Annotated in this window: 24 protein-coding genes, 1 tRNA gene and 1 riboswitch; of the genes, 10 read left to right on the forward strand and 15 right to left on the reverse strand. The window is 69.2% G+C overall.

All coding sequences use genetic code 11. From position 1 onward, the window contains the following. Positions 1–41 precede the first annotated feature (41 nt). Positions 42–383: a hypothetical protein gene (locus tag BLV72_RS13130; RefSeq protein ID WP_093462393.1), complete on the reverse strand. Its 342-nt coding sequence runs from the start codon at positions 381–383 to the stop codon at positions 42–44. Positions 384–503: 120 nt separating this feature from the next. Between BLV72_RS13130 and BLV72_RS13135 the strand changes: the two genes are divergently transcribed. Next, positions 504–734, forward strand: coding sequence for a DUF4287 domain-containing protein (locus BLV72_RS13135; RefSeq protein WP_014061257.1), 231 nt, complete (start codon positions 504–506; stop codon positions 732–734). Between the two features lie 158 nt (positions 735–892). On the opposite strand, the gene BLV72_RS13140 is transcribed toward BLV72_RS13135, so the two are convergent. Both BLV72_RS13140 and BLV72_RS13145 read right to left on the reverse strand, forming a co-directional pair. After that, positions 893–1,771, reverse strand: coding sequence for a Bax inhibitor-1/YccA family protein (locus tag BLV72_RS13140; RefSeq protein ID WP_093462394.1), 879 nt, complete (start codon positions 1,769–1,771; stop codon positions 893–895). 185 nt (positions 1,772–1,956) lie between these two features. Next, a tRNA-Leu gene (locus BLV72_RS13145) sits at positions 1,957–2,039 on the reverse strand. Between the two features lie 402 nt (positions 2,040–2,441). Here BLV72_RS13145 and BLV72_RS13150 point away from each other — a divergent pair. Both BLV72_RS13150 and BLV72_RS13155 read left to right on the forward strand, forming a co-directional pair. Continuing rightward, positions 2,442–3,224: an ABC transporter ATP-binding protein gene (locus BLV72_RS13150; RefSeq protein ID WP_093462396.1), complete on the forward strand. Its 783-nt coding sequence runs from the start codon at positions 2,442–2,444 to the stop codon at positions 3,222–3,224. A 75-nt stretch (positions 3,225–3,299) separates the two neighbouring features. After that, on the forward strand, positions 3,300–5,843 hold the full coding sequence (locus BLV72_RS13155) for an ABC transporter permease (RefSeq protein WP_093462397.1): 2,544 nt from the start codon (positions 3,300–3,302) through the stop codon (positions 5,841–5,843). A 76-nt stretch (positions 5,844–5,919) separates the two neighbouring features. Here the strand turns inward: BLV72_RS13155 and BLV72_RS13160 are convergent, their stop codons facing one another. The 9 genes from BLV72_RS13160 to BLV72_RS13200 form a co-directional block, all read right to left on the reverse strand. Beyond that, complete coding sequence (locus BLV72_RS13160; RefSeq protein WP_093462399.1) at positions 5,920–7,233, reverse strand: SAM-dependent methyltransferase; 1,314 nt, start codon at positions 7,231–7,233, stop codon at positions 5,920–5,922. Between the two features lie 198 nt (positions 7,234–7,431). Next, positions 7,432–8,811 carry an NAD(P)/FAD-dependent oxidoreductase gene (locus tag BLV72_RS13165; protein ID WP_093462400.1) on the reverse strand — a complete coding sequence of 460 codons (1,380 nt, stop codon included), beginning with the start codon at positions 8,809–8,811 and terminating at the stop codon, positions 7,432–7,434. Positions 8,812–9,206: 395 nt separating this feature from the next. Then, positions 9,207–10,166, reverse strand: coding sequence for a Ppx/GppA phosphatase family protein (locus BLV72_RS13170; protein ID WP_093462402.1), 960 nt, complete (start codon positions 10,164–10,166; stop codon positions 9,207–9,209). Next, positions 10,163–10,711, reverse strand: coding sequence for a DUF501 domain-containing protein (locus BLV72_RS13175; protein WP_093462403.1), 549 nt, complete (start codon positions 10,709–10,711; stop codon positions 10,163–10,165). Before BLV72_RS13175 ends, BLV72_RS13170 begins: the two co-directional genes overlap by 4 nt. 66 nt (positions 10,712–10,777) lie before the next feature. Then, positions 10,778–11,260 (reverse strand): FtsB family cell division protein, encoded by a 483-nt coding sequence (locus tag BLV72_RS13180; RefSeq protein ID WP_014061265.1) that lies wholly within the window; start codon positions 11,258–11,260, stop codon positions 10,778–10,780. Positions 11,261–11,378: 118 nt separating this feature from the next. After that, a complete protein-coding gene (eno, locus tag BLV72_RS13185) occupies positions 11,379–12,659 on the reverse strand; it encodes a phosphopyruvate hydratase (RefSeq protein WP_093462405.1) in 1,281 nt (426 codons plus the stop codon). Positions 12,660–12,886: 227 nt separating this feature from the next. Next, on the reverse strand, positions 12,887–13,573 hold the full coding sequence (locus BLV72_RS13190) for a transglycosylase family protein (protein ID WP_093462406.1): 687 nt from the start codon (positions 13,571–13,573) through the stop codon (positions 12,887–12,889). Between the two features lie 7 nt (positions 13,574–13,580). Then, positions 13,581–13,748, reverse strand: a riboswitch (cyclic di-AMP (ydaO/yuaA leader). A gap of 254 nt (positions 13,749–14,002) precedes the next feature. Next, positions 14,003–15,010, reverse strand: a complete 1,008-nt coding sequence (locus BLV72_RS13195) for a LysM peptidoglycan-binding domain-containing protein (RefSeq protein WP_093462407.1) — start codon at positions 15,008–15,010, stop codon at positions 14,003–14,005. Between the two features lie 146 nt (positions 15,011–15,156). After that, complete coding sequence (locus BLV72_RS13200; protein ID WP_093462409.1) at positions 15,157–16,434, reverse strand: cytochrome P450 family protein; 1,278 nt, start codon at positions 16,432–16,434, stop codon at positions 15,157–15,159. Between the two features lie 651 nt (positions 16,435–17,085). Here BLV72_RS13200 and BLV72_RS13205 point away from each other — a divergent pair. The 7 genes from BLV72_RS13205 (at position 17,086) to BLV72_RS13235 (ending at position 23,839) form a co-directional block, all read left to right on the forward strand. Further along, positions 17,086–18,243, forward strand: a complete 1,158-nt coding sequence (locus BLV72_RS13205) for a sensor histidine kinase (RefSeq protein ID WP_093462410.1) — start codon at positions 17,086–17,088, stop codon at positions 18,241–18,243. Further along, positions 18,240–18,641, forward strand: coding sequence for a roadblock/LC7 domain-containing protein (locus BLV72_RS13210; RefSeq protein WP_059145176.1), 402 nt, complete (start codon positions 18,240–18,242; stop codon positions 18,639–18,641). Before BLV72_RS13205 ends, BLV72_RS13210 begins: the two co-directional genes overlap by 4 nt. Then, a complete protein-coding gene (locus BLV72_RS13215; RefSeq protein WP_093462411.1) occupies positions 18,638–19,009 on the forward strand; it encodes a DUF742 domain-containing protein in 372 nt (123 codons plus the stop codon). The genes BLV72_RS13210 and BLV72_RS13215 overlap by 4 nt, the downstream gene beginning before the upstream one ends. Then, complete coding sequence (locus tag BLV72_RS13220; RefSeq protein ID WP_093462412.1) at positions 18,984–19,574, forward strand: GTP-binding protein; 591 nt, start codon at positions 18,984–18,986, stop codon at positions 19,572–19,574. The genes BLV72_RS13215 and BLV72_RS13220 overlap by 26 nt, the downstream gene beginning before the upstream one ends. Positions 19,575–19,583: 9 nt before the next feature. After that, positions 19,584–20,930: a cytochrome P450 gene (locus BLV72_RS13225; RefSeq protein ID WP_093462413.1), complete on the forward strand. Its 1,347-nt coding sequence runs from the start codon at positions 19,584–19,586 to the stop codon at positions 20,928–20,930. 342 nt (positions 20,931–21,272) lie between these two features. Beyond that, a complete protein-coding gene (locus tag BLV72_RS13230) occupies positions 21,273–22,415 on the forward strand; it encodes a tryptophan dimethylallyltransferase family protein (protein ID WP_093462415.1) in 1,143 nt (380 codons plus the stop codon). Between the two features lie 50 nt (positions 22,416–22,465). Continuing rightward, complete coding sequence (locus BLV72_RS13235) at positions 22,466–23,839, forward strand: tryptophanase (RefSeq protein ID WP_093462416.1); 1,374 nt, start codon at positions 22,466–22,468, stop codon at positions 23,837–23,839. Positions 23,840–24,027: 188 nt separating this feature from the next. On the opposite strand, the gene BLV72_RS13240 is transcribed toward BLV72_RS13235, so the two are convergent. The 3 genes from BLV72_RS13240 to BLV72_RS13250 all read right to left on the reverse strand — a co-directional run bounded on the left by BLV72_RS13240 (position 24,028) and on the right by BLV72_RS13250 (position 26,201). Further along, a complete protein-coding gene (locus BLV72_RS13240) occupies positions 24,028–24,447 on the reverse strand; it encodes a DUF6479 family protein (RefSeq protein WP_093462418.1) in 420 nt (139 codons plus the stop codon). A 120-nt stretch (positions 24,448–24,567) separates the two neighbouring features. Continuing rightward, positions 24,568–25,623, reverse strand: a complete 1,056-nt coding sequence (locus BLV72_RS13245; RefSeq protein ID WP_244320747.1) for a nucleoside triphosphate pyrophosphohydrolase — start codon at positions 25,621–25,623, stop codon at positions 24,568–24,570. Beyond that, positions 25,584–26,201, reverse strand: a complete 618-nt coding sequence (locus BLV72_RS13250; RefSeq protein ID WP_093462422.1) for a SurA N-terminal domain-containing protein — start codon at positions 26,199–26,201, stop codon at positions 25,584–25,586. The genes BLV72_RS13245 and BLV72_RS13250 overlap by 40 nt, the downstream gene beginning before the upstream one ends. Between the last annotated feature and the right edge of the window lie 17 nt (positions 26,202–26,218).

The raw sequence follows: 26,218 nt of genomic DNA on the forward strand, positions 1-26,218 counted from the left end.
CCCCGATACGAACCCGCGGTAAGCCTCGGCGCCCGGCGCCCTCAGACCCCGCAGCGCCCGGCCGTCTCCACCACGAGTGCCACCGCCTCGGTGACCCCCTGCGCCACCAGGCCGCCCCCGGAGCCGCCCGGCGCACGCTCCAGCGCATGCACCAAGTCATGTCCGGCCACCGCGACCTGGTCGGCGACCACGAACAGCCCCGCGTCCGGCATGATCCGCGGCGGGGTTCCCGGCTCCTCCAGACGCTGTGCGCGCACCGACAATTCCCTGGCCAGCGCCAGCCCTTCGGCCGCCGCGCCCGCGCGCAGCCGGGACTGCGGAAGGGCCCGCAGCCGGTCGGCGAGCCGGTCGACAGCGGTCAGGAGGGGGGTCGTATCATCCACGCTCCGAGCGTATGCGCCACTGAGGGACTGTTGCCAACGGGCGAACACTCAGGCACGGTGAGCTGAAGGAAACCCGGGCCATGGACCCGGGGGCCGGCATGGAAGCGTCCGGAGGCGCCGATGTCCCAAATCTTCTCCGACGAGACTCACCGGAACCTACTCTCCCGCATCCCCCAGTGCACGGGCCGTGAAGTTGCCGACTGGCTGCGCACGGTCGACGATGGCCCCGCTTTCTTCCGCTTCGAGGAGAAGGTCAGCTGGTTGCGCGGCGAGCACCAGCTCGCTTACGGCCACGCGAAGGCCATCATCCATGAACACGACTTGAGGCGTGCGGCGCGCAAGCTGCTGTAGCCGCTGCCCGGAGGCAGAAGCGTGTATGACAGACCCACCGAACCGGGCGGCTTAAGCCGCACAGGAAGAAGGGCCCGCGGAGGTCATCGCCTCCGCGGGCCCTTTCAGGTGGTGCGGGTTCGAGCGGGTGGTGCGGACAAGGCCCGCACCACCGGGCGCTAGTCCCTGAAGATCGAGATCAGCCGGAGCAGCTCCAGGTAGATCCACACCAGCGAGAGCGTCAGCCCGAAGGCCGCCAGCCAGGACTCCTCGCGCGGAGCGCCGTACCGGACGCCGTCCTCGATCTGCTTGAAGTCCATCGCCAGGAACGCCGCGCCGAGCACGACACCGACGAGGCCGAAGACGATGCCGAGGCCACCGCTGCGGAAGCCGAGGCCGTCCCCACCGCCGAAGGCGGCGAACAGCAGGTTGACCGCCATCAGCAACACGAAGCCGATGGCGGCGGCGAGCACAAAGCGCTGGAATCGCGCGTTCACCCGGATGAGACGGGTCTTGTACGCGACGAGCACACCGACGAACACGGCCATCGTGCCGAGCACGGCCTGCATCGGGATGCCGGACCAGCGCTCGTTGTACACCTGGCTGATGACGCCGAGAAAGAGGCCCTCGAAGAGGGCGTAACCCATGATCAGCGCAGGCGAGGCCGTGCGCTTGAACGACTGGACGAGGCCGAGCACCATCGCCACGAGCGCGGCGCCGATGCCCACGCCCACCGGAAGCTGCGCGATCCACGCGGCCGCGGCGGCGACGATGACGGTGCCGAGCGTCATACCGGTGCGCATGACGACGTCGTCCATCGTCATCCGGCCGGTCTGCAGCGGGCCCGCCGGCGGCGCGCCGTACATCTGCTGCAGCTGCTCGGGGGTCAGATTCTGCTGGTCGCCCGCCGCATAGGGGTTCGTGGGCGCCTGTGTCTGCGCGTACGGATTGCCCTGACCGGCGACGGGGCTCCCGGCCTGCGGCGCCGCGCCGAAACCGGCGTAGCCGCCGCTGCGGCTGAACCCCCGTCGCGAGAAGACCGGGTTGCTGCTCCTCATCTCACTCCTCCATGGCCGCCGGGCGCGACCTTGACTCAAGAGTAATAGGTAAGCAAAGAAAGCACCCTAGTGCCCAAGGAGGATCTTTTCACGCAGGGAGAGACCGCGCGAGGCCCCTGCGGGCCCCGCGCACGCACATTGGGCGACCATCCACACACGCTGAGTGCGCCCACCGGATCTGAAGGTGCCCGGAACCGGACTTGAACCGGTACGCCCGCGAGGGGCAGCGAGGTTTAAGCTCGCCGTGTCTGCATTCCACCATCCGGGCGGCGGTTCCCCCTGGGCCGTACGGAGCGCATACGGCCCTCCCCTGGAAGAGAGCAGCACGAGCCTATCCGGGGACATGCCCCCGCACAGTGAATCCTCGGACCGAGGTTGTCTTATTTTATTGGCAACTGAGGGTGCATCAGCAGCGGGGCGGGGTACCCGAAGATGCCGACGGCCATTGGACCTGCCGATATGCCCTGAACCCCCATTAACTGCGGATTGACGCAATCTCGACGCCCCGCCCGGGGTGTCTTCTCCTCCTCAAGGAGGACTCCGCCACCACCACCTACATCGCGAGACCCCCGCAGAACCGGAGCACGGGCTGATCCCGTCCCCCTTCACAACCGGAACCATGGAGTGACGTCCCGCCCACTCCCGCAGAGCACGACAGGAGTCATCCACCGTGACCACCACCCCCTTCGGCGTCGAAACCGCCCACCGCACCTCAGCGGCGGCCGCCCGGGCCACCGATCTCTCCAAGGTCTACGGCGAGGGCGAGACTCAGGTCATCGCCCTGGACTCGGTCTCGGTCGAGTTCCGCCAGGCGGAGTTCACCGCGATCATGGGCCCCTCGGGCTCCGGCAAGTCGACGCTGATGCACTGCATGGCGGGTCTCGACACGATCTCCAGCGGCTCGGCCCGGATCGGCGACGTCGAACTGACCACGCTCAAGGACAAGAAGCTCACCCAGCTGCGCCGCGACAAGATCGGCTTCATCTTCCAGGCGTTCAACCTGCTGCCCACGCTGAACGCGCTGGAGAACATCACCCTCCCGATGGACATCGCCGGTCGCAAGGCCGACTCCGCGTGGCTGGACCGGGTCGTGGCCACGGTCGGCCTGGCCGGGCGGCTCAAGCACCGGCCCAACCAGCTGTCGGGCGGTCAGCAGCAGCGCGTGGCGGTGGCCCGCGCCCTGGCCGGCCAGCCGGAGATCATCTTCGCCGACGAGCCGACCGGAAACCTGGACTCCCGCTCCGGCGCCGAGGTCCTGGGCTTCCTCCGCAACTCGGTGCGGGAGATGGGCCAGACGATCGTGATGGTGACCCACGACCCGGTCGCCGCGTCCTACGCCGACCGCGTCGTCTTCCTCGCCGACGGCCGGATCGTGGACGACCTGCGCAACCCCACCGCCGACTCGGTCCTGGACCGTATGAAGCGGTTCGACGCCAAGGGCCGTACGAGCTGACGCGAGGCGCACCCACATCCGCCTTTTCGGTTCGCCGCCTCGCACTCCCCTCCCCACCCCTCAGGACTGACACTCATGCTCCGTACAGCCCTGCGCAATGTGCTTGCGCACAAGGCCCGGTTGCTGATGACCGTGCTCGCCGTGATGCTCGGCGTGGCCTTCGTCGCCGGCACCCTGGTCTTCACCAACACCATCTCCGACGCCTACCAGAAGAGCTCCCAGAAGGGCTTCCAGGGCGTCGACGTCGCCATCAGCCCGGACAAGAAGGACGACGACTCCGCCATCCCCGGTGAGGCCCCCCGGCTGAGCCAGCAGGTGCTCGACAAGGCGGCCAAGGTGCCCGGAGCCGCCTCCGCCTACGGCGTCGTGAACGGTTACTCCGCCCTCGCCGACAAGAAGGGCGACCTGCTCGGCGGCGGCTTCTCCAACCGCGGCGGCAACTACTACCCGGGAGCCGACGGCAAGGACCCCCGGTACACGATGACCGAGGGCCGCGCCCCCAAGGCCGCGGGTGAGATCGCGCTCGACTCCAAGACCGCCGAGCGCGGCAAGTACAAGGCCGGGGACTCCATCCGGGTCTCCGTCGACGGCCCGGTGCGCACCGAGAAGGTCGTCGGCGTCTTCACCACCGACGACGGCAATGTCGCGGCCGGCGGCACCCTCGCGCTCTACGACACGGTCACCGCCCAGAAGCTGTTCGCCAAGCCCGGGCAGTTCGACGAGATCGACGTGAAGGCCGCCGCGGGCACCTCGCAGGCGACGCTGAAGTCCGCGCTCGACAAGGTCCTGCCCGAGCAGGCCAAGGCCACCACCGGCAAGAAGCTCGCCAAGGACCAGGCCAAGGCGATCGAAGACGGCATGAGCAGCATGCAGACCGCGATGCTGGTGTTCGCCGGGATCGCGCTCTTCGTCGGCATCTTCATCATCGTCAACACCTTCTCCATGCTGGTCGCCCAGCGCACCAGGGAGCTCGCCCTGATGCGCGCGGTGGGTGCGACCCGCCGTCAGGTGACCCGGTCGGTGCTGATGGAGGCCACCTTCGTGGGCGCCGTCGCCGCCGTGGTGGGCCTCGCGGCCGGTGTCGGCATCGGCGCCCTGCTGCGCTCGGTCCTCAACTCCACCGGGGCCAGCGTCCCGGACGGTCCGCTGATCGTCGCGCCGACCACCGTGCTGGTCTCGGTGCTCGTGGGCGTCGTGGTGACCGTGCTCTCCGCCTGGCTGCCCGGCCGCCGCGCCGCCAAGATCCCGCCGGTCGCCGCGATGAACAGCGTGCACGCCGCGCCGACCACCCGTGGTCTGGTGGTCCGCAACACCATCGGCTCGCTCTTCGCCGCGGCCGGTGTCGCCCTGGTGGTGTCCGGTGCGGGCATGGGCGGCAGCGACGGCCAGGGCCCGATGGCGTTCGGCGCGGCCGTCCTGGTGATCGGCGTCTTCATCCTCACCCCGCTGCTGTCCCGGCCGATGATCGCGGCCGCCTCCCCGATCCTGCGGATCTTCGGGATGCCCGGCAAGCTGGCCCGGCAGAACGCGGTGCGCAACCCGCGGCGTACCGCCGCCACCGCCTCCGCCCTGATGGTCGGCCTCACCCTGATCACCGGTATGACGGTGATCGCGGGGAGCATGCAGAAGGGCATCAACAACATGGCCGCGGACGGGCTGAAGTCCGACTACGTGGTGAGCATGGGCGGGGACGGCGTACGGCCGCTGTCGCCGGAGGTGTCCAAGAGCCTGGCCAAGGTGGACGAGGTCACCGCGATCAGCCCGCTGCGCTCCTCCCCGGCCCGGGTCGCCGGTGACACCGAGACCCTGATGGGCGTCGACCCCAAGGCCATCAAGGAACTGGTGAACGTCGACTTCACCGAGGGCTCCTTCGGCGCGCTCGGAGGCACCAAGGTCCTCGTCGACGACAAGATCGCCGACGCGAACCACTGGAAGGTCGGCTCCGCCTTCCCCGTGACCTACGAGGACGGCAGCAAGGGCCGGCTGACCGTGGGCGGTGTGTACGAGGGCAACCAGATGGTCAACGGCGTCATGCTCGACAGCGCCACGGTCACCCCGCATATGACGACCGTCGCCGACTTCCAGGTGATGCTGAAGACCAAGGGCGGCGCCACGCAGGACACCCAGGACCTGCTGAAGAAGACGCTCGGCGACAACCCCGCGATCAAGATCCAGAACAAGCAGGACCTCTCGGACGAGATCGCCAAGGCCTTCACCCTGATGCTGAACATGCTCTACGGGCTGCTCGGCATGGCCGTGATCGTCGCGGTGCTCGGGGTCATCAACACCCTGGCGATGTCGGTCTTCGAGCGGTCCAAGGAGATCGGCATGCTGCGGGCGATCGGCCTGGACCGGCCCGGTATCAAGCGGATGGTGCGGCTGGAGTCCCTGGTCATCTCGCTCTTCGGCGGGGTGCTCGGCATCGGCCTCGGCGTCTTCTTCGGCTGGGCGGCCGGTGAGCTGATCGCCTCCGAGCTGCCGACCTACGAGCTGGTGCTGCCGTGGGCCCGGATGAGCCTGTTCCTGCTGATGGCCGCGCTGGTCGGCGTGATCGCCGCGCTGTGGCCGGCCCGGCGGGCCTCCAAGCTCAACATGCTGATGGCCATCAAGGCCGAATAGCGGCGAGCCGATCGGCCAACCGCTACCGGACGTCCCCGCCCGCCCCCTGACCGGGGCGGGCGGGGACGTCCGCGTTTCAGCCGCGCCAGTCGCGGGCGCGCAGCGGCAGCCCCGAGGTCCCGTTCTCGGGGGTGCGGACGGCGAGGATCTGGTTGACCCCGATCTTGTTGCGTTCGAAGGAGAGGGCGGAGGCCGCCATGTAGAGCCGCCAGACCCGGGCCCGGCCCGGGGAGGTCAGCCGCATGGCCTGGGTCCAGGACCGCTCCAGGTTGGCGACCCAGCTGCGCAGCGTGAGCGCGTAATGCTCACGGATGGCCTCCACATCGCGTACCTCGAAGCCCGCCTCCTCAAGCTGGGTGACGGTCCGGCCGACCGGGGCGAGCTCACCGTCGGGGAAGACGTAGCGGTCGATGAACTCGTCCACGTGGTACGCCTCTTCGTCCGGCTGGGGGCGCCGGGCGATCTGGTGGTTCAGCACCCGCCCGCCGGGCCGCAGCAGCCGGTGCAGGATGGCGGTGTACTCGGCGTAGCGCACGGAGCCCACATGCTCGGCCATGCCGATGGAGGAGATGGCGTCGTAGGGCCCGTCCGGAACCTCGCGGTAGTCCTGGACCCGGATCTCCACCTGGTCGGTGAGCCCGGCGTCCGCGATGCGCTTACGGGCGTACGCCGCCTGCTCCTCGGAGAGCGTGACGCCGACGGCGCGCACCCCGTACTCGCGGGCCGCGTGCAGCACCATCGAGCCCCAGCCGCACCCCACGTCCAGCAGCCGCTGGCCCGGCTGCAGGGCCAGCTTGCGGCAGACGAGGTCCAGCTTGGCGCGCTGGGCGTCCTCGAGCGCCGCATCCGGGCTGTCCCAGTAGGCGCAGGAGTAGACCATCGAGGGGCCGAGCACCAGCTCGTAGAAGTCGTTGCCGACGTCGTAGTGGTGGCTGATGGCCTTCTTGTCGCGGCGCAGGGAGTGCAGCGGGCCGAAGCTGGTCCGCGCCTCCTCGCGGGGCGGGGACGGCGGCAGCCCGGGCCCGGCGAGCGCGATCAGCTTCCGGGCGGCGGTGCGCAGCGCCGGGTCGCGCAGCGCCTGGATGCCGGTGCTGAGCCGGGATCGCGGCGCGGTGGCGGGGCCGCGCTCCCACAGCAGCCCGGCCAGGCGCTCCAGGGCGTCGTACAGATCGCCCTCGACATCCAGGTCTCCGGCGACCCAGGCGCGGGCCAGGCCCAGCTCGCCCGGCCGCCACAGCAGCCGGCGCAGCGCGCGGCGGCGCCGGATGACCAGGGTGGGGGCGCCGGGCGGGCCGGCCTCGCTGTGGTCCCAGGCGCGGATGCGGATCGGGAGGGGGTCTCCCAGCACCTCCGTGGCCAGGGTGGCGATCCGCCCAGCGGCGTCGGACATGTCACACCTCCGTGATGGCGAGTCAAGAAGATTCACTCACCACGTAAACACCATGGAACCCGCCGTTCAGTCCCGCCGACACGTCTGGAATTGGCAAAACAGCTTCAAAAGGCGGGCCATCGGCGGGCAGACGAAAGGGCGTCCGCCCCACGGATGGCGGACGCCCTCGGCGTCAGATGTGCGGGTCCGGCCCGGAGGTCAGGACGCCTTGGCCTTCTCGGCCGGTGCCGACGGCTTGGCCGCGGCGGCGGCGCTGACCGGGGAGGCGGCCTCGTAGAACTCCTCGCGGGGGTTCTCGATGGCGCCGAGTGAGACGACCTCGCGCTTGAGGAACATCCCCAGCGTCCAGTCGGCGATCACCCGGATCTTGCGGTTGAAGGTCGGCATGGCCATGCCGTGGTAGCCACGGTGCATGTACCAGGCGAGACGGCCCTTCAGCTTGATCTTCATCTTGCCGAAGACGATCATCGCGACGCCCTTGTGGAGGCCCAGGCCCGCGACGGCGCCCTTGTTGGCGTGCTTGTAGTCCTGCTGCGGGAAGCCCCGCATACCGGAGATCACGTTGTCACCCAGGACCTTGGCCTGGCGCAGCGCGTGCTGGGCGTTCGGCGGGCACCAGGCGCCCTCGCCGACGGCGAGGTCCGGGACCTGGGCGTTGTCGCCGGCGGCCCAGATGTAGTCGGTGCCCTGGACCTGGAGGGTCGGGGCGGTGTCCACATGGCCGCGCGGGCCGAGCGGCAGGCCGAAGCGGGCCAGCGCCGGGTTGGGCTTGACGCCGGCGGTCCACACGATGGTGTTGGAGTCGACCTCGAGGCCGTTCTTGAGGACGACATGGCCGTCGATGCAGGAGTCCATCGAGGTCTTGAGGTAGACCTCGACACCGCGCTTCTGCAGGTGCTCCAGACCCCACTGGCCCAGCTTCGGGCCGACCTCGGGGAGGATCTTGTCGGCGGCGTCGACGAGGACGAAGCGCATGTCCTCACGCTTCACGTTCGGGTAGTACTTGGCCGCGTCACGGGCCATGTCCTCGATCTCGCCGATGGTCTCCGCGCCGGCGAAGCCACCGCCGACGAAGACGAAGGTGAGCGCCTTGCGGCGGATCTCCTCGTCCGTGGTGGAGTCGGCCTTGTCGAGCTGCTCGAGGACGTGGTTGCGCAGGCCGATGGCCTCCTCTATGCCCTTCATACCGATGCCGTTCTCCGCGAGACCGGGGATCGGGAAGGTGCGGGAGACCGCGCCGAGGGCGACGACCAGGTAGTCGAAGGGCAGCTCGTACGTCTCGCCGACGAGCGGCTGGATGACGGCGACCTTACGGTCCTGGTCGATGGTCGACACTCGGCCGGTGAGGACCTCCGCCTTGGGGAGCACGCGCCGCAGCGGAACCACGACGTGGCGCGGGGAGATGCTGCCGGCCGCAGCTTCGGGGAGGAAGGGCTGGTACGTCATGTACGAGCGGGGGTCGACGACCGTGACGGTCGCCTCGCCGTACCGCATCTTCTTGAGGATGCGGCGTGCCGCGTACAGGCCTACGTACCCACCGCCTACAACGAGGATCCTGGGACGCTCCGTGGTGCTCATGTTTCGAGTATCCAGCACCTCCCGAGGGGGACCTCGTGAGCCCCTTCACAAGCATGGTGACGGTATCTGCTACACTCCGCCGCTCCCGTGACGGATGCCATATCCGCAGGGGGGAACCATGAGGCGGATCGGCACGTTCCCGACCCCTCTGAGCAGGGCTTGTGGTTGAACTCGGGAGTAGACCAGACGGTCCGCACCGGGGCCTGCGACACCCCCCTGACACCTCACGATCCGGTCAGTGACGGGGCCCGGCCACCGAAACCGCCCCGGAGGGCCGCATCGGTCGGCCACCAGGCGCCTTTTTCATGTGAAGAGTTTCACGAACTTTCTCGGAGGCGGTTCACGGAAGGCCCCCGAAGGGCGTTCCGTGGCCGCTCATACGTTATTCCGCCCGCTCAGGCGATGCTCCAGGCGATGCCGTCGAGGATGTCATGTTCGCTCACCACGACCTCCTGGGCGCCGGTCCTCTCCATGATCGAAAGCAGGATGACCGCCCCCGCGCCGATCACATCGACCCGCCCCGGATGCATCACCGGAATCTCCGCCCGCTCGGCGTGGGTGGAGCCGAGCAGCTTCGCGGTGATCTCGCGGACCTGGTCGACGGTGATCCGCGAGTGGTGGATCGCGGAGGAGTCGTACTCCTGCAGACCCAGCGCGATCCCGGCCACGGTGGTGACCGAACCGGCCAGCCCGACCAGCGCGTGGCCGTCCGCGGGACGGCAGGCACGGGTGAGCGGCACGGTCCGCTCGGCGAGGTCCAGGGCCGCGTCCACATCGCCCTTTATGGCGGCGAGCTGATCCTCCGTCGGGGGGTCGGTGATCTGGCCGTCGACCACCAGATGGCGCTCGGTCAGCCGGACGCAGCCGATGTCCACACTGCGGGCCGCCCGCACCCCCTCGCCGCCCTCGACGAACTCCGTCGAACCGCCGCCGATGTCGACCACCAGATACGGCCCGGCCACATGATCATGACCCATGAGCTCCTTGGTGGCCCCGGTGAAGGAGAACTCCGCCTCCTGGTCCCCGGTGATCACCTCGGGTTCCACGCCCAGGGTCTCCACGACCCCGCGCACGAACTCCTCGCGGTTCTCGGCGTCCCGGGAGGCGGAGGTGGCCACGAAGCGGATGCGCTCGGCGCCCAGCTCCCGGATGACCTCCGCATACTCGCGGCAGGCGGCGAAGGTGCGCTCCAGTGCCTCGGGGGCGAGCCGTCCCGTACGATCCACGCCCTGGCCCAGCCGGACGATCTTCATACGGCGGTCGAGCTCGCTCAGCTCCCCGGTGGCCGGATCGGCGTCCGCCACCAGCAGCCGGATCGAATTGGTGCCGCAGTCCACGGCGGCGACGCGGGTCATGCGCTCTCCTCCCGGCCCGTGCCCTCGGCCCCGCAGGGGCTCACGCACGGGCCCTTGCGCCACCACTCCGGCAGCATCGCGAGCGCCTCGTCCCCGAGCGGATTGACCCCGGGACCGGCCGCGAGGGCATGGGCGACCAGCACGTGCAGGCACTTCACCCGGTCCGGCATCCCGCCCGCGCTGGGGAAGCCCTGGAGCACCTCGATGGCGTCGCGGCGCGCGATGTAGTCCTCGTGCGCGGCGCGGTAGGCGGCGGCGAGCTCGGAGTCGGTGGCCAGCCGGGCCGTCATCTCCTTCATCACGCCCTCGGCCTCCAGCGTGCCGATCGCGGACGCGGCACGCGGACAGGTCAGGTAATAGAGGGTGGGAAAGGGCGAACCGTCCTCGAGCCGCGGCGCGGTCTCCACGACGTCCGGATTGCCGCAGGGGCAGCGGTGCGCGATCGCACGCAGGCCCCGGGGCACCCGGCTGAGCTGCTCTCGTACGGCGTGAATGTCCGCGTCGGTGGGCGCGGTGGGCTCCGTCTGGGGCGGGGGCGTATCCATGAGTGGGAAAGTTCTTCTTCGTTTCGATTCGTCACCGGGTGCGACCGGCGGCCACAGCGCGGCGCCTCAGCGGCGCGCGCTGCCCGCCCCCGCCGCGTCCGCCGTGTCCACGGCGTCCCAGAGGTTGGAGTACCAGGGGCGGCCGGCCGCGCCCTGGTCGGTGGAGCGCTCGGTGGAGCCGCTGCCGTCCACCACGCTGTAGCCGGTCTCCCCCGGCATCAGGAAGTGCAACCGCTCCCGGGCCTGCTGCTCGGTGTAGGCGGGGTCGCGCAGCCGGGCCTTCCGCTCCCGCAGCTTCTTCACGTCCTCGCGGGCCCGCTGGGCCTCGCTCCGCTGCTCGGCGATGTCGGAGCGCTGGGAGATGTACTGCCGCATCGGGTAGGCGAGCGCCACCACGAGCGAGCAGACGACCAGCGCGAGCAGGGCCGCGCGGCCGGTCAGCCGGCCCCGGCGGCGCTTGGTCCGCACCCGGTAGACCCGGGCGGCGGCATGCTCGCCGAGCGCCTTGAGCCTGGTCGCGGTGGAGAACCGCTCGCGATCCGCCGGCACGTCGCCTCCCCGGAGATGAGTTCGCTTGAGTGACGCGTAACGCCGTCCCCGGTCACGGTACGGGACCGCGGCCGGGGACGGGTGTCAGACGTGTCTGCTACGTGAGGACGTACGCAGGTCAGCCCTTGAAGCGCGGGAAGGCCGAGCGACCCGCGTACACCGCGGCGTCGTCGAGGATCTCCTCGATGCGCAGCAGCTGGTTGTACTTGGCCACCCGCTCGGAGCGGGCCGGGGCGCCGGTCTTGATCTGGCCGCAGTTGGTGGCGACGGCCAGGTCGGCGATGGTGACGTCCTCGGTCTCACCGGAGCGGTGCGACATCATGCACTTGTAGCCGCTGCGCTGGGCCAGCTCGACGGCGTCCAGGGTCTCGGTCAGCGAGCCGATCTGGTTGACCTTGACCAGCAGGGCGTTCGCGGTGTCGCTGTCGATACCGCGGGAGAGCCGCTCGGGGTTGGTGACGAAGAGGTCGTCGCCGACCAGCTGGACCTTGTCGCCGAGCTGCTCGGTGATGGTCTTCCAGCCGTCCCAGTCCTCCTCGTTCAGCGGGTCCTCGATGGAGACCAGCGGGTACGCGGCGACCAGCTCGGCGTAGTACGAGGTCATCTCGGCGGCGGTGCGGGACTTGCCCTCGAACTCGTACGACCCGTCCTTGTAGAACTCGGAGGCGGCGACGTCCAGCGCGAGCGCGATGTCCTGGCCCGGCTGGTAGCCGGCCTTCTTGATCGCCTCGAGGATCAGGTCGAGGGCCTCACGGTTGGAGCCGAGGTTCGGCGCGAAGCCGCCCTCGTCGCCGAGGCCGGTGGACAGGCCGCGCTCCTTCAGCACGGACTTCAGGGTGTGATAGACCTCGGCGCCCCAGCGCACGGCCTCGGAGAAGGACTCCGCGCCGATCGGCGCGATCATGAACTCCTGGATGTCCACATTGGAGTCGGCGTGCGATCCGCCGTTGAGGATGTTCATCATCGGCACCGGCAGCAGATGGGCGTTCGGCCCGCCGAGGTAACGGAAGAGCGGGAGGTCGGACGCCTCGGAGGCGGCGTGCGCGACCGCGAGGGAGACGCCGAGGATGGCGTTGGCACCGAGCGAGGACTTGTCCGGGGTGGCGTCCAGGTCGAACATCGCCTGGTCGATCAGGCGCTGCTCGGTGGCGTCGTAGCCGACCAGCTCGGGGCCGATCTGCTCGATGACGGCGAGGACGGCCTTCTCCACGCCCTTGCCGTTGTAGCGGTTCTTGTCGCCGTCACGGAGCTCGAGGGCCTCGAAGGCGCCGGTGGAGGCGCCGGACGGAACGGCGGCACGGCCGGTGCTGCCGTCGTCGAGGCCAACCTCGACCTCGACCGTGGGGTTGCCTCGCGAGTCGAGGATCTCGCGAGCTACGACGACGTCGATGGACGGCACGAGGTTCTCCTTCGTATGGGTCTGCGGTAGCAGCACGAGCCTAACGGGCCGGGAGGGCTGCACCCCGCGTTCGCCCGCCCCACGAGACGGGGGCGTGACACAAAAAGCCAGATTCCGAATCACATATCCAGACTTCTGGTGAATCGGGAAATGGGGGAGCCCCGGTGGGGCGCGCCATGGGGGCGGCACGCCCGACCGGGGCTCGACTCTCAGGTGCTCACCGCGGCTCAGCCGAGGTGGAGCTTCTGGCCGGGGTAGATCAGGTCGGCCTTCTCCACGATGTCGTCGTTCAGCTTGAAGAGCTTCTTCCAGCCGCCCTTGACGTGGTGCTCCTTGGCGATCGTGCCGAGGGTGTCGCCGGCCTTGACCTTGTACTCGCCGTCACCCTTCTTGATCGGGCCACGGGGCTGCTCACGCGTGGCGCGCTCGGGCTCGGAGTGCGGCTGCGCCTTCGGCTGGGCAGGCTGGGCGGCCGGGGCCGACTTGGTGGAGGCCGACGGCTGGTCCTGCGAACCGGAGGGCGCGGAGGGCGCGGACGGGCTGCCGCCGGAGGTCAGACCCTTGCCGCAGACCGGCCAGGCGCCCTTGCCCTGGCTGCCGAGGACCTTCTCGGCTATCTGGATCTGCTGGCTCTTGCTGGCCTTGTCCGCGGTGGGCGCGTAGGCGGTGCCGCCGTACGCGGCCCAGGTGGAGCTCGAGAACTGCAGGCCGCCGTAGTAGCCGTTGCCGGTGTTGATCGACCAGTTGCCACCGGCCTCGCACTGCGCGACCTGGTCCCACTGGGAGCTGGTGGCCGCGGAGGCGGAGGTCGCCCCGATGAGGGGCGCCGCCACGGCGGCACCGGCGAGACCGGTGAGCGCGGCGATACGGGTGGCCTTGGAGGGACGGCGGTGCTTCCCGTTGGACTTCAGCATCGTTGGTTCGTTTCCTCACCGACGCCTACGAGGTGAGCTGTCGGGTTCGGACGTGAGTTGCCCGGCCGGTCGCGATGATCGCTCCCGGCTTCACCCCTAGCCGACGAGCCCGTGTCCACAGGCCACTCGGCACCTACCTTGGGTCCCCCGCTCCTGCCTTCGGCGCTGACGCGTCGGATTCCCCCGACCGCCGGCAGGATTCGGCGTGACGATCGACGGTGCTCGCGGTGGCGAGCGGAAAGACGTTAAACACACCTCCCGAGAACGTTCAAACACCCCAATGGCAGCGAATGGGGCTGTAATTGATCTCACCCGGCCCACATCGGCGCAGGTAGGGCCGGGTGAGGAGAGATCGGACAGGAGGTGCGGCCCGGAAATTGTGACGAGATGTATGTCTCACCGGAACCAGATCGGGCAATTCCCCCCGAATCACTGCTCCCTGATGGAGAGGTCAAGTCGCTGACCAGGGATGATCAGGTCGGGGTCGATTCCGATGAGCTCCTCGTTGCTCTCGTAGAGCCCTTCCCAACCTCGGGACACATTTCGGTCCTCGGCGATCCCTGACAGATTGTCACCGGGGCGAACAGTGTAATCGTCGCCCGTGGGGCCCTGGTCGCGGTCCGCGGCGTCGCGCGAAGCGTGGCGCCCGGAGGGCTGCCCGCCCACCGCATCGCCGCCCTCGGCCCGCTCCCCGGCGTCCGGGGAGCCGCGGTGACGGCCGGAGGGCGAGGGGTCGGCGGAGGGATCCGCCGAGGACCCCTTCGAGCCGTCCGACGCCGAGTCGTCCGAGTCGCCCGATGCCGGGTCATCCGAGGCCGAGCCGTCCGGCGTCGGGGTGTCCGATGCCGAGCCGTCCAGCCCATCGGGGGACTTGGAGGTGTGGGGGGCCTCCGGCTCCTCGGTCGATCCGGACGAATCCGGCTTACCGGCGCTGTCGGACGTCCCCGAACGGTCCGACTCCGGCGAGGAGGAGCCGTCCCGCCCCCGGTCCCCCGCCTCGCCCCGGCCGGTCCCCGCATCCGGGGTGGCCGTGCCACCGGGGTTCACATCGGGGGCGCCGCCGCCGTCGGTGAGCCCGGCGCCCAGCGCACAGCTCGGCCAGGCGTCGGGGCCGCGGTCGCCGAGGATCGACTGGGCGACGGATATCTGCTGGGAGCGGCTGGCCAGGTCGGGACGCGGGGCGTACTCCGTGCCGCCGTAGTCCTTCCACATGTCGAGGGTCAGCTGCAATCCGCCGTAGAAGCCGTTGCCCTCGTTGGCGCTCCACATGCCGCCGCTCTCGCACTCGGCGACCTGATCCCAGGTGGCGGTGTCGGCGGCCTGGGCGCCCGACGCCCCGAAGAGGGGCAGGGCGATGCTCGCTCCCGTGACCCCCGCCGCGACGATGATGGCCGGAGCCTGACGGGGGCGACGGTGTCGACCATTACCGGAACGCATGCGATTGCCCTCTCTATGGCGAACTCGGTTGCCGGTGAACATAGCGAGGGCACTCGATCATCACAAGCCGATGTATCCCAGGTCACGCCGAGGTCACACAGCTGATCATTCGTCACCAATGTCCGTACGCACGGGCCTTGGACGCCTCAGCGGTCCGCGGAATTCCAGGTCACCGGGAGCGTGCGCAGCCCGCGCATGATGAGCCCGCCGCGCCACCGCAGATCCTCCGGATCCGCCGCGAGCCGCAGTCCGGGCAGGCGCCGCAGCAGGGTGGCGATCGCGGTCTGCGCCTCCAGCCGGGCGAGCGGGGCGCCGAGGCAGTAGTGGATGCCGTGGCCGTAGCCGAGGTGCTGGTTGTCGCGGCGGGTGAGGTCGAGGAGATCGGGCTCCGCGAACCGCTCGGGGTCCCGGTCGGCGGCGGCGAGCACCACCAGCACCGGCTCCCCTTCGGCGATGCGCTGGCCCGCGAGGGTGAGCGGCTCGGTGGCGAACCGCCAGGTGGCGATCTCCACGGGCCCGTCGTAGCGCAGCAGCTCCTCGACCCCGGCGGCCAGCAGCCGCTCGTCCCCTTCTTCCAGGGCCCGCTGCATGACGGCTCGCTGCTCCGGATGGCGCAGGAGTGCGTAGACGCCGTTGCCGATGAGGTTGACGGTGGTCTCGAAGCCGGCGAACAAGAGGATGAAGGCCATGGCCGCGGCCTCGTTCTCGGTGAGGTGCTCCCCGTGGTCGCTGGCCCGGATCAGCCCCGAGATCAGATCCTCCCCGTCCTCTTCCTCCCTCCGCTCCACGAGCTCCAGGCGCTTGCGGTGGATCAGCCCGCCGAGATACGCGCGGATCCTCTTCACGGCGCGGGCCACTCCGCCGCGCGGGCCTCCGCCGTGCCGGATCATCGCGCCGGCCCAGTCCCGGAAGTCGTCCTGGTCCTCGCGCGGCACCCCGAGCAGATCGCAGATCGCATAGATAGGGAGAGGGAAGGCGAACTCATGGATGAGGTCCGCCTCTCCCCTTTCCTCGAAGGCGTCGATGAGCTGATCGGTGAGGGTCTGCACGCGAGGGGTGAACGCGGCCACCCGGCGCGGGGTGAACGCCTTGGAGACCAGGCGCCGCAGCCGGGTGTGGTCGGGAGGGTCGATATTGAGCAGATGTGTCATCAGGTCGGCACGTTGTTCGCCGGGAATGCCCACCTTGCCCTTTGCGTGGGCCGCCGCGCTGTGCCGCTGGGGGTTCTTGGAGAGCCGGGGATCGGCCAGTGCCTTCCGGGCATCGGCGTAACGGGTCACCAGCCAGGCGTCGACACCACTGGGCAGCGTGGTCCGGTGCACCGGGGCGTGCTCGCGTAGCCAGGCGTACGCCGGGTAGGGATCGGTGGCGAACTCCCAGGTGAAGAGGGTGGGAGCGGAGCTGTCACGGGGCTGTTCCGACACGCCCCGACGATACCCGCGACCCGTCGCCCCCTCCGGCCTGTCGGAAGTAACGGGCAACACGAGAAATAAGCGAATAAGCAGAACAAAAAGAATAAGAGAGTAATGACCGGGATGAATGTCTGGCGGAATTCCCCATTCATCTCCACACACCCTTCACCACCCACGCACAGCGCGGGTCGAATGCCCGGATATCTGATGGCTGCGACCGCCGTTCGGCGGTTGCCCGCGCCGCCCCGATACGAACCCCCGGGAGCTGCCCTGACGTCGGTCAAAGCGGTGAACTGGCGGTGTGGCTGAAACGACGTCAGGTGAACGAATGGGACTGGGGCACATGCACGGGGCCCAGTGATACCGGTGATACGATCACCGCGCTTGCCAGGCGAGCCAAGGGCGCGTAAGACACACGGCGATCCGGCACATCAGCCGAGAGGATCCCCACTCTGAGGAGCATTATGCCGCCAGTTGGGCATATGGAGCCGTTCCGGCGCACCGACGCCTGCGCGCTGCCGCCGGCAAGACGAGTGCGATGTCCCCGGAACCCGCGGGCGCCGTACGGGCGCTGACTTACCGCTGCTCAGGCACATTCCAGACGCATAACGCACCACACCTCCCTAAAGTCCCTGGCGGTCTAGTCGTTTAAAGAGAGTCTTAATGACGCAATATCTACAGGATCCAGCGCTCTGGGCCCTGATCGCTGGCACGCCTCTCGCCGCAACCGCCATTATTCGCGGGCGAAAGGCGCGGGCGAATCTGCGCCAGGAGAAGGCGGAGCTAGAGAAACGCGCGGCCGACCTCGAGAACAATTACGCCGACGCGGTGCAGGAGGCTCACAATCGCGCCGAGGAGGCCACCAAGAGCGCGCTGAAGTCCGCTATGCGTACGCTTCAGGGCCTCGCCAACGAGCAGCAGCTGGCCATCTCCAAGACACAGGACAAATACGGCGAGCACCAGCTTCTCCAGGACCTCCTGGAGATTGACCACATGAACTCGCAGTTCGGGCGGCGCGCACAGTCCATCGCGGTGCTGTGTGACGGCTGGCTGGGCCGGCAGCGCGCGGTGGCGTCGGTGTACGACGTGGTCCGCAGCGCCAAGGGCCGCATCCGTCACTACACCCGGGTGGAGATCCGCTCACAGAGCAACTTCGCTCTGGTCAGCCGGGCCGTGGAACCGGTCGCGCTGGCGCTGGCCGAGCTTTTGGACAACGCGACCAGTTACTCCGCGCCCGACTCGCCGATCGACATCACCATCCGCACCGTCCCCAAGGGCGTCTGCGTCATCATCGACGACGCCGGTGTCGGTATGAACGAGGAGGAGAAGAACCGGGCGGACAAGCTGCTCTCGGCCACGCACGCCACCGGTGTAACAGGACTCGGCAATCCGCCGCAGTTCGGTTTCGCGGTGATCGGTGTGCTCGCCGCGCGCTACGGCTTCACGGTGTCCGTCGATTCGGCCTCTCCCTACGGTGGTGTACGCGCGGTCGTGCTTCTCCCCGAGGACCTTCTGACCAATATGCCCGAGCCGGAAGAGCAGCCGACGACCCACGTTCCCGCCGCGGCCGAACAGCCGCAGGCGAGCGGTTCCACCATGACCGGTTCCACCACTGGCGGTTCGACCGTGAGTGGTGCCACTGCCGGGGGCCTGCCCAAACGTCGCCGTAAGGGGTCGATTTCCATCGTTCCCAGAGCAGACTCCACCGGTGCCCCGGCCCGGACGAGCGAGGAAGCCGCTTCGATCATGGGCGCGTTCCAGCGCGGCACGCAGTCCGGACGCTCAGCAAACCCGAACAGGGAAGGGCATGATCCTCAGTGAACAACGACCTGTCATGGATGCTTGAGAGCGCCCTGGAAGTACCAGGGGCTCGTCATGCGATCCTGGTCTCCGCCGACGGTCTGCTGATGGCCCGTTCTCAAGAGGTCCAAAAGGACGAGGCCGACACCGTTGCCGCGGCGATGAGCGGCATCCAGTCGCTCAGCCGCACCATGGCCGGCTTCTGCGGTGGCACCCATATGACATGGCGCCAGACCCTGGTCGAGTTCGACGGTGGCTGGGTCTTCCTCATCTCCGCGGGTGAGGGCGCGTATCTGGCGGTCTCCTCCGCCCCGGATGTCGACATGGCCGACATCACCTTCCGGATGCAGCAGCTTGTCGGGCAACTCGGCAAGGCGCTGACCACACCACCTCGCGAAAACAGCGGTATTCAGGCATGACGGCACCAGGCGAGCAGGAGCCCGAGTCCGCTCAATTAGTGCGACCGTATGTCATCACCAACGGTCGAGGGCTCCCGGAGAATGACCAGTTCAACCTGATCACGCTGGTCACCGCCTCCGAACAGAGACCTCCCAGTCATCTCGATCCGGAGAAGCGCAGGCTCTTGGAGCTGTGCGCGGGTGGTTATCTCTCGGTTGCCGAGATAGCGGGGCATATGGGGCTCCCGATCGGCATCGTGAAGGTTCTGCTGTCCGATCTCTCATCGGACGGGTACCTCATCACCCGCGCCCCCGCGCCTCCCGCGCAGCTTGTCGACGTTTCGCTCCTTCAGGAGGTGCTGGATGGGCTCCAGGCCCGTTTCGGATGACGGCGTCTATCTGAACGAAGCGGTGCAGATCGCGGCCAAGATCCTGGTCGTGGGGCATTTCGCGGTCGGAAAGACGACGTTCATCGGCACCATGTCCGAGATTCCTCCGCTGCGCACCGAGGAGCGGATGACTCAGGCCGGAGCCCACGTCGACGACCTGATGGGCACCCGAGGCAAGACCACGACCACCGTGGCCATGGACTTCGGCCGTCTCACGCTCAGCGAGAGACTTGTCCTGTATCTCTTCGGCACGCCCGGACAGGAACGCTTCGTCCAGGTGTGGGAGGACATGACCCGAGGCGCTCTCGGGGCACTGATCCTCGTCGATCCCGAACGCATCAAGGAATCCTTCCCGGTGATCGACCTGGTGGAGCACTACGGACTCCCCTATGCGATTTCCGTCAATCACTTCGACGGCACGCCGACCCGCCCCGACGAGGAATTGCGCGAGGCGCTCGATCTGCTGCCCGAGACCCCCATCGTCACCTGTGACGCACGTGACGAGAAGTCATCGGCCAATGCCCTGATGGCGCTTGTCCGTTACCTACAGGAACGTACCCGCTAGGAGCACCTGATGAACATGCAATCGGATTTCTCGGCGGTGCCACCACCCGGCTGCCCCGCCCATGGCAGTGGCAAGCGGGTGCCGCTGTACGGGCCGGAGTTCGCCGCCGATCCGGGTGCCTATTACACGTATATGCGCTCGTACGGCCCGGCCGCACCGGTCGAGCTCTCCCCGGGGGTCGAGGCCACACTGGTCACGGACTACTCGGCGGCGCTTCAGCTGCTGCAGAACCCCGACACCTTCCGGAAGGACTCGCGCCGCTGGCGCGATTACAACGAGGGCAAGGTCACCCGGGACAATCCGGTCGTCCCGTTGCTGGAATACCGGCCGAACTGCATGTTCACCGATGGCGCCGAGCATATGCGGCTGCGCCAGGCGGTGACCGACAGCCTGGCCAAGGTGGATACGCATCGACTGAGCCGCCATGTCGAGCGCGTCGCGGACTATCTGATGGACCAGTTCATCTCCCGCGGCTCGGCCGATCTGCTCAATGACTATGCCAAACTGCTGCCGCTGTTTGTTTTCAATGAGCTCTTCGGATGCCCGGCGGAAATCGGCGACCGGGTCATCTTCGGCATTTCCGGGATTTTCGACGGAATCAATGCGGAGAAGGCGAACGAGGTGCTCGGCCAGAGCGTCAGCGAACTCGTCGCACTGAAGCGCAGGCAGCCCGGGGAAGATGTCACCTCCTGGCTTATGCAGCACCATGCCCAGCTGACCGATGAGGAAATGGTCCACCAGCTGGTCCTGCTGCTGGGTTCCGGCGCCGAGCCGCAGCGGAACCTCATCGCCAACGCGCTGCTCCTGCTGCTCTCCGACGAGCGGTACGCGGGAGCCGGGCTGCTGGTCGAGGACGCCCTCGACGATGTGCTGTGGAACAGCCCGCCGATGTCCAACTACGCCCCCCATTACCCGGTTTCCGACGTGGATTTCGCCGGAACCCGGCTGCGGGCGGGCGATCTGGTGCTGGTCTCCATCGCGGCGGCCAACACCGACCCCGCCCTGTCGGCCTCCCGGCAGCAGCTCAGCAAGCGGGCACACCTCGCCTGGAGCGCGGGTCCGCACGCCTGCCCGGCCAAGGACACCGCTCAGCTCATCGGTGTGGTGGCCATCGAAAAACTCCTCAATCAGCTGCCCGATATTGAGCTCGCGGTGCCCGAGTCGAGCCTGACTTGGCGCCCCGGTCCGTTCAACCGCGGGCTGACCGCACTGCCTGCCCGATTCACTCCGATACGTACGGACAAACAGCCCGTTGCACAGCAACAGATCCCGACGGGCGACCATCGCGGCCACGCCCAGAATAAGCAGGAGAAGGGCGGCTTGTGGAGTTCGTTCCTCTCGTGGTGGAGAGCGTGATCCACACCACATCCGCAACCCATTTCATACCGCATGAATGTTCAACTGAACGGGTAGGCACTATCGCGCAATTTTTGTTGGCCCATCCCTAAGAGGAGCTGTCGTGAGGTCTCCCGCCGCCGACGACATCATTGTCGGTCGACGATCCGCGGTTTCACTCATATCCCGACCGCACCACCCCCGCGGCCAATCGAACACCTACCCTAATTTCGCGGAAGCACACGCGATGGGAGCCGAGATACCCGCCCCACGGGGCGGGTATCTTCTCGTGGGGCATGACCGCCCGACAATCCCGCCACACAAACCCAAACACCCGTTCCTCTCGATTCAGCGGGAGGCTCGATGAACGGTTTCCGTTCGGGTGAGACGCTGCTCGGCGACCTCGCCACGGGTCAGCTGACCCGGCTGTGCCAGGTGGCGGGGCTGAGTGAGGCCGATACGGCCGCCTACACCGGGGTACTGATCGAGAGTCTGGGCGCCTCGGCCGGACGGCCGTTGGCGCTGCCGCCCCCGTCACGGACCTTTCTGTCCGACGACCACAGCCCCCTGGAGTTCTCCCTGGCCTTTCTGCCGGGCCGGGCTCCGGACCTGCGGGTCCTGGTCGAACCGGGCTGCTCCCGGGGCGATGACCTCGCGGAGAACGGCCGGGCCGGTCTGCAGACGATCCATGCCATGGCGGACCGCTGGGGGTTCTCGACCGGCCAGCTCGACCGGCTCGAGGACCTGTTCTTCCCCCACTCCCCCGAGGGCCCGCTGGCCCTGTGGTGCGCCCTGGAGCTCCGCCCCGGCGGCGTCCCCGGGGTCAAGGTCTATCTCAACCCCTCGGCGAACGGCGTCGACCGGGCCGCCGAGACCGTACGCGAGGCGCTGGCCAGGCTCGGCCATCGGCAGGCGTTCGACTCGCTGCCCCGGGCGGACGGCTTCCCGTTCTTCGCCCTGGACCTCGGCGACTGGGACGCCCCGCGGGTGAAGGTCTACCTCAAGCACCCCGGCCTGTCCCCCACCGAGGCGGGCTCCCTCCCCCGGATGTCGCCCGCACCGGGCCGGGAACGGCTGGAGGAGTTCTTCCGCACTGCGGGGGACCTCCCCGCCGCCGACGACCTCACCGCCGATGAGGACGACCGGCTCACCGGACGCCCCGCCCTCACCTGCCACTCCTTCACGGAGACGGCGACCGGACTGCCCAGCGGATACACCCTCCACGTGCCCGTCCGCGACTACGTCCGGCATGACGGCGAGGCCCGGGAACGGGCGGTGGCCGTGCTGCGCAGCCATGACATGGACAGTGCAGCGCTCGACCGGGCGCTGGCCGCCGTGAGCCCGCGCCCCCTCGGCGACGGGGTGGGTCTGATCGCCTACCTGGCGCTGGTCCACGAGCGCGGCCGGCCGCAGCGGGTGACCGTCTACGTCTCCTCCGAGGCGTACCGGACACGGCCGCCCCGCGAGACGGTCCCCACCCGCGACCGGGTGCGGGCACGGCTGTGACATCCGCCGAGACACCGAACAACGAAAAGAAGACAGGAGCAGCGGTCAACGTGGAGCCGTACAGGATCAAGGTCGTCGAGCCGATACCCTTCACCACCCGGCAGCAGCGCGAAGAGGCGCTGCGGCGGGTGAACTACAACCTCTTCGATCTGCGCGCCGAAGAGGTGACCATCGATCTGCTCACCGACTCGGGCACCGGAGCGCTCTCCGCCGCCCAGCTCGCCGCGGGGATGGCCGGCGACGAGTCCTACTCGGGCTCCCGCTCGTTCTACCGCTTCCACGAGACGGTCACCGAGCTCACCGGTTACGCGCATATCCTCCCCGCCCACCAGGGGCGCGCCGCCGAGCGGGTGCTGTTCACCACCCTGCTGGAGCGCGGCGACCTCGTGCTGTCGAACACCCACTTCGACACCACCCGGGCCAATGTCGAGCTGAACCAGGCCGAGGCGCGCGATCTGCCGTGTCCCGAGGCCAAGAACCTCGACAGCACCGAGCCGTTCAAGGGCAACATCGACCTGGACGCGCTCGCCCGGACGCTGTCCGGGCCCGACGGCTCCCGGGTCGCCGTGGTGGTCATGACCATCACCAACAACGGCGGCGGCGGCCAGCCCGTCTCCATGGACAACCTCAAGCGGACGGCGGCCCTGTGCCGTCAGCACGGCGTCCCGCTCTTCCTGGACGCCGCCCGCTTCGCCGAGAACGCCTGGCTGGTCACCCGCCATGAGGAGGGCTACCGCGACCGCACCCCCCGGCAGGTCGCGGAGGAGGCGTTCCGGCTGGCGGACGGCTGCATGATGAGCGCCAAGAAGGACGGCATCGTCCACATCGGCGGCTTCATCGGCACCAACGACCCGGAGCTCGCCCAGAAGTGCGAGCTGCTCCTCATCGCCACCGAGGGGTTCGCGACCTACGGCGGTCTGGCCGGACGCGACCTCGACATGATGGCGCAGGGGCTGACCGAGGTCACCGAGCCGAGCTATCTCGCCGAGCGTGCCGCGATCGCCTCCCACCTCGCCCACCGGGTCCGCGCCGCGGGCGTGGACATCGTCGAGCCGCCGGGCATGCACGCGCTCTACCTCAACGCCGGGCGGTTGCTGCCGCACATCCCGCCGCACCGCTACCCCGGCCACGCCCTGGCCGTCCAGCTCTACCTGGAGGGCGGGATCCGCTCGGCCGAGCTGGGCTCGCTCTACCTCGGTGAGGAGGACGAGCACGGGAACCCGATCAAGAGCGCGCCGTACGAGCTGGTCAGGCTCGCCCTGCCGCGCCGGGTCTACACCCGCAGCCACTACGACCACGTGGGCGAGACGCTCGCCAAGATCGCCAAGAACGCGGACCAGGTGTACGGCTTCCGGATCACCGACCAGTCGCCGATCCTGCGCCACTTCCGCGCCACGCTGGTGCCGGTGCCCATCACGGGCTGACCGCCGCACCACAAGGGGCACGGACGCGGGCCCGGCACCGGACACCACCGGTGCCGGGCCCGCGTCGTACGCCCGCGTCGTACGCTACGCCGGTGTCGTACGCCCATGTCGCGCGCCCGCGCCCGCGCCGCAGTGGGCAGCCCGTACCCCGGCGCCCCGTGCCGGCGCCGCGTGGCCGGGTCCGCTCCTCAGCCGTTGCCGAACGAGCCGCTGCTGCCCTCGGTCCACGTCGGCCGGCCCTCGGCGCCGCCCTTGCCGGAGTCCCGCGTCCCCGAGCCGCCCAGCTCGGACGGGAACCGGCGGCCGCGGTCCCGGTCCAGCTCATCGGGCTCGCGGTGCTGGGTGACATAGCCGACACCGGCGTCGTCGTCCTGATGCCCCGGGCCATGGCCCGCCTCCCGCGCCTCGTGGTCGGCCTCCTGGGCCTTCTGCCAGGCGTCGGCACGGGGCTGCGGATGCTGGGGCGGGGCCGGTTCACGGGCCCGTAGCCGTATCCCCCACCACACGGCCCCGAAGCACAGGATGACGACCACCAGACCGACGATGAACGGCCCGGTCCCGACCAACAGGTCCCGGGTCACGGCGAGATCCTCGGTGTACGTATCCATGACGGCCGGGTACCCGGACCCGCCCGGATATCACTCCGGCCCCCACGGGCGTCACACCCCGCCCGCGCTCACCGCCCCGGGTCAGCGCGCCGCAGCACCCCGTCACGGCGCCGCGCCGCGTCACCGCCCTGCGGAGCCCTCCGCCGCCCGTATCGCGTCGCGGTAGGCGCGGGCCGCCGCGCGCAGCGCCGCCTCCGGGTCCACACCGTCCGCCTCGGCGCGCACCGCGAGCGCCAGCAGCTCATAGCCGACGCCCGCCCCGTCCGGCAGGGCCACGTCGAGGGCGGCCGTACGGGCGCGAGAGGCCAGCTTGGCGGTCAGCGCGAGCGCGGGCTGACCGAGCGGCACCCCTTCGGTGACCGAATCGCGTTGTTTCTCGGCCGCCTTGGTCCGCAGCCAGTGCCTCCGGACGTCCTCGGGGGTCTCGGCGGCCTCGTCGCCGAAGACATGCGGATGGCGGTGGATCAGCTTGTCCACGATGCCGCCCGCCACATCGTCGATCGAGAACGGGTCCTCGGGATCGTCCTGGGCGATCCGGGCGTGGAAGACGACCTGCAGCAGCACATCGCCGAGCTCCTCCAGCAGCGCCTCGCGGTCGCCCTCCTCGATGGCCTCGACGAGTTCGTACGCCTCCTCGATGCCGTACTTCACCAGCTCCTCGTTGGTCCGGGTGCCGCTCCACGGGCACTCGGCCCGGATCCGGTCCATGACCTGCACCAGATCGAGCAGCCGCGCGCCCGGCAGGTCGTAGGAACCGGGCAGCAACTCCAGGTCCGGCATCGCCTCACGGCCGGATCCGGCCAGCCGCGCCAGCCCGTCGGTCAGCTCGGACTCGCCCTCGGCCGAGGTGAGCACGACGGCCGTGCGACCACCCTCCGCCACGCAGTAGTCGACCAGCTCCCGCGCGGCCGGTGAGCCCGGCTCCACCGCGACGCCCGCCTCCCGCAGATACGGCAGTTGCGGATGGTCCGGATCGCCGGAGAGCACCCGGTCCGCACCGTGCAGCGCCTGCCAGGCGGGCCAGGACAGCAGCCCCGGCGCCACCCGGTGGGTGGTGGTGAGGAGGACGATGCGGCCGGTGGGGGCGGCATCGGCGGGGACGGGCGAGTCAGCTGCGGTCACCCTTGCAACGTAACTTACGCCTGCTCCGGGGTGCCGCCGGAGGTGCGCAGCCATGCCTCCCTGGCGAGGACGGCGGTGCCCTGTTTGTTGTCCCACTTTCCGTAGCGGGGGTTCACCTTGATGTCGAGCGCCTCGGAGGTCCGGGCGAACACCTCGTTGACCTTGGAGGTGCCCAGCTTGCGCAGCAGGGCGTTGCGCGTGAGGTCCATCCGGACGGCCTCGTCGATCCCGGCGGGCGCGATGCCCTGCTGCAGATACAGGGCGCGCAGGGCGGTGGCCCCGCCGCTCTGCGTCTCGGCGGCGGAGCGGGCGCGCTGAATCTCGCGACGGGTGAGGCTGATCCCGTTGTCCTTACCGGCCCGCTCGATCACCCGGAACTGGATCATCCGGATCAGCGTGTCCTGGCTCAGCCGACCGCTGCCCGCGACCATTTGAGCCGCCCTCGGGTCATTGCGCTGCGCCTCCCGAACGGCCTTGACCTGCCCCTGGAGCTCGGACACGGTGATCCGGCCGCCGTCCATGACCGCCGCGGCGCCGGGCCGCGGGGCCTCGCCGCACGCGGTGAGCAGCGGGGCGGAGAGGAGGAGCGCGGACGCGGCGGAGACGGAGAGCACAGTATGGCGGCGGATCATTGAGCCTCCCGGCAGAG

The organism is Streptomyces melanosporofaciens, assembly GCF_900105695.1.
Taxonomy (GTDB): Bacteria; Actinomycetota; Actinomycetes; order Streptomycetales; family Streptomycetaceae; genus Streptomyces; species Streptomyces antimycoticus.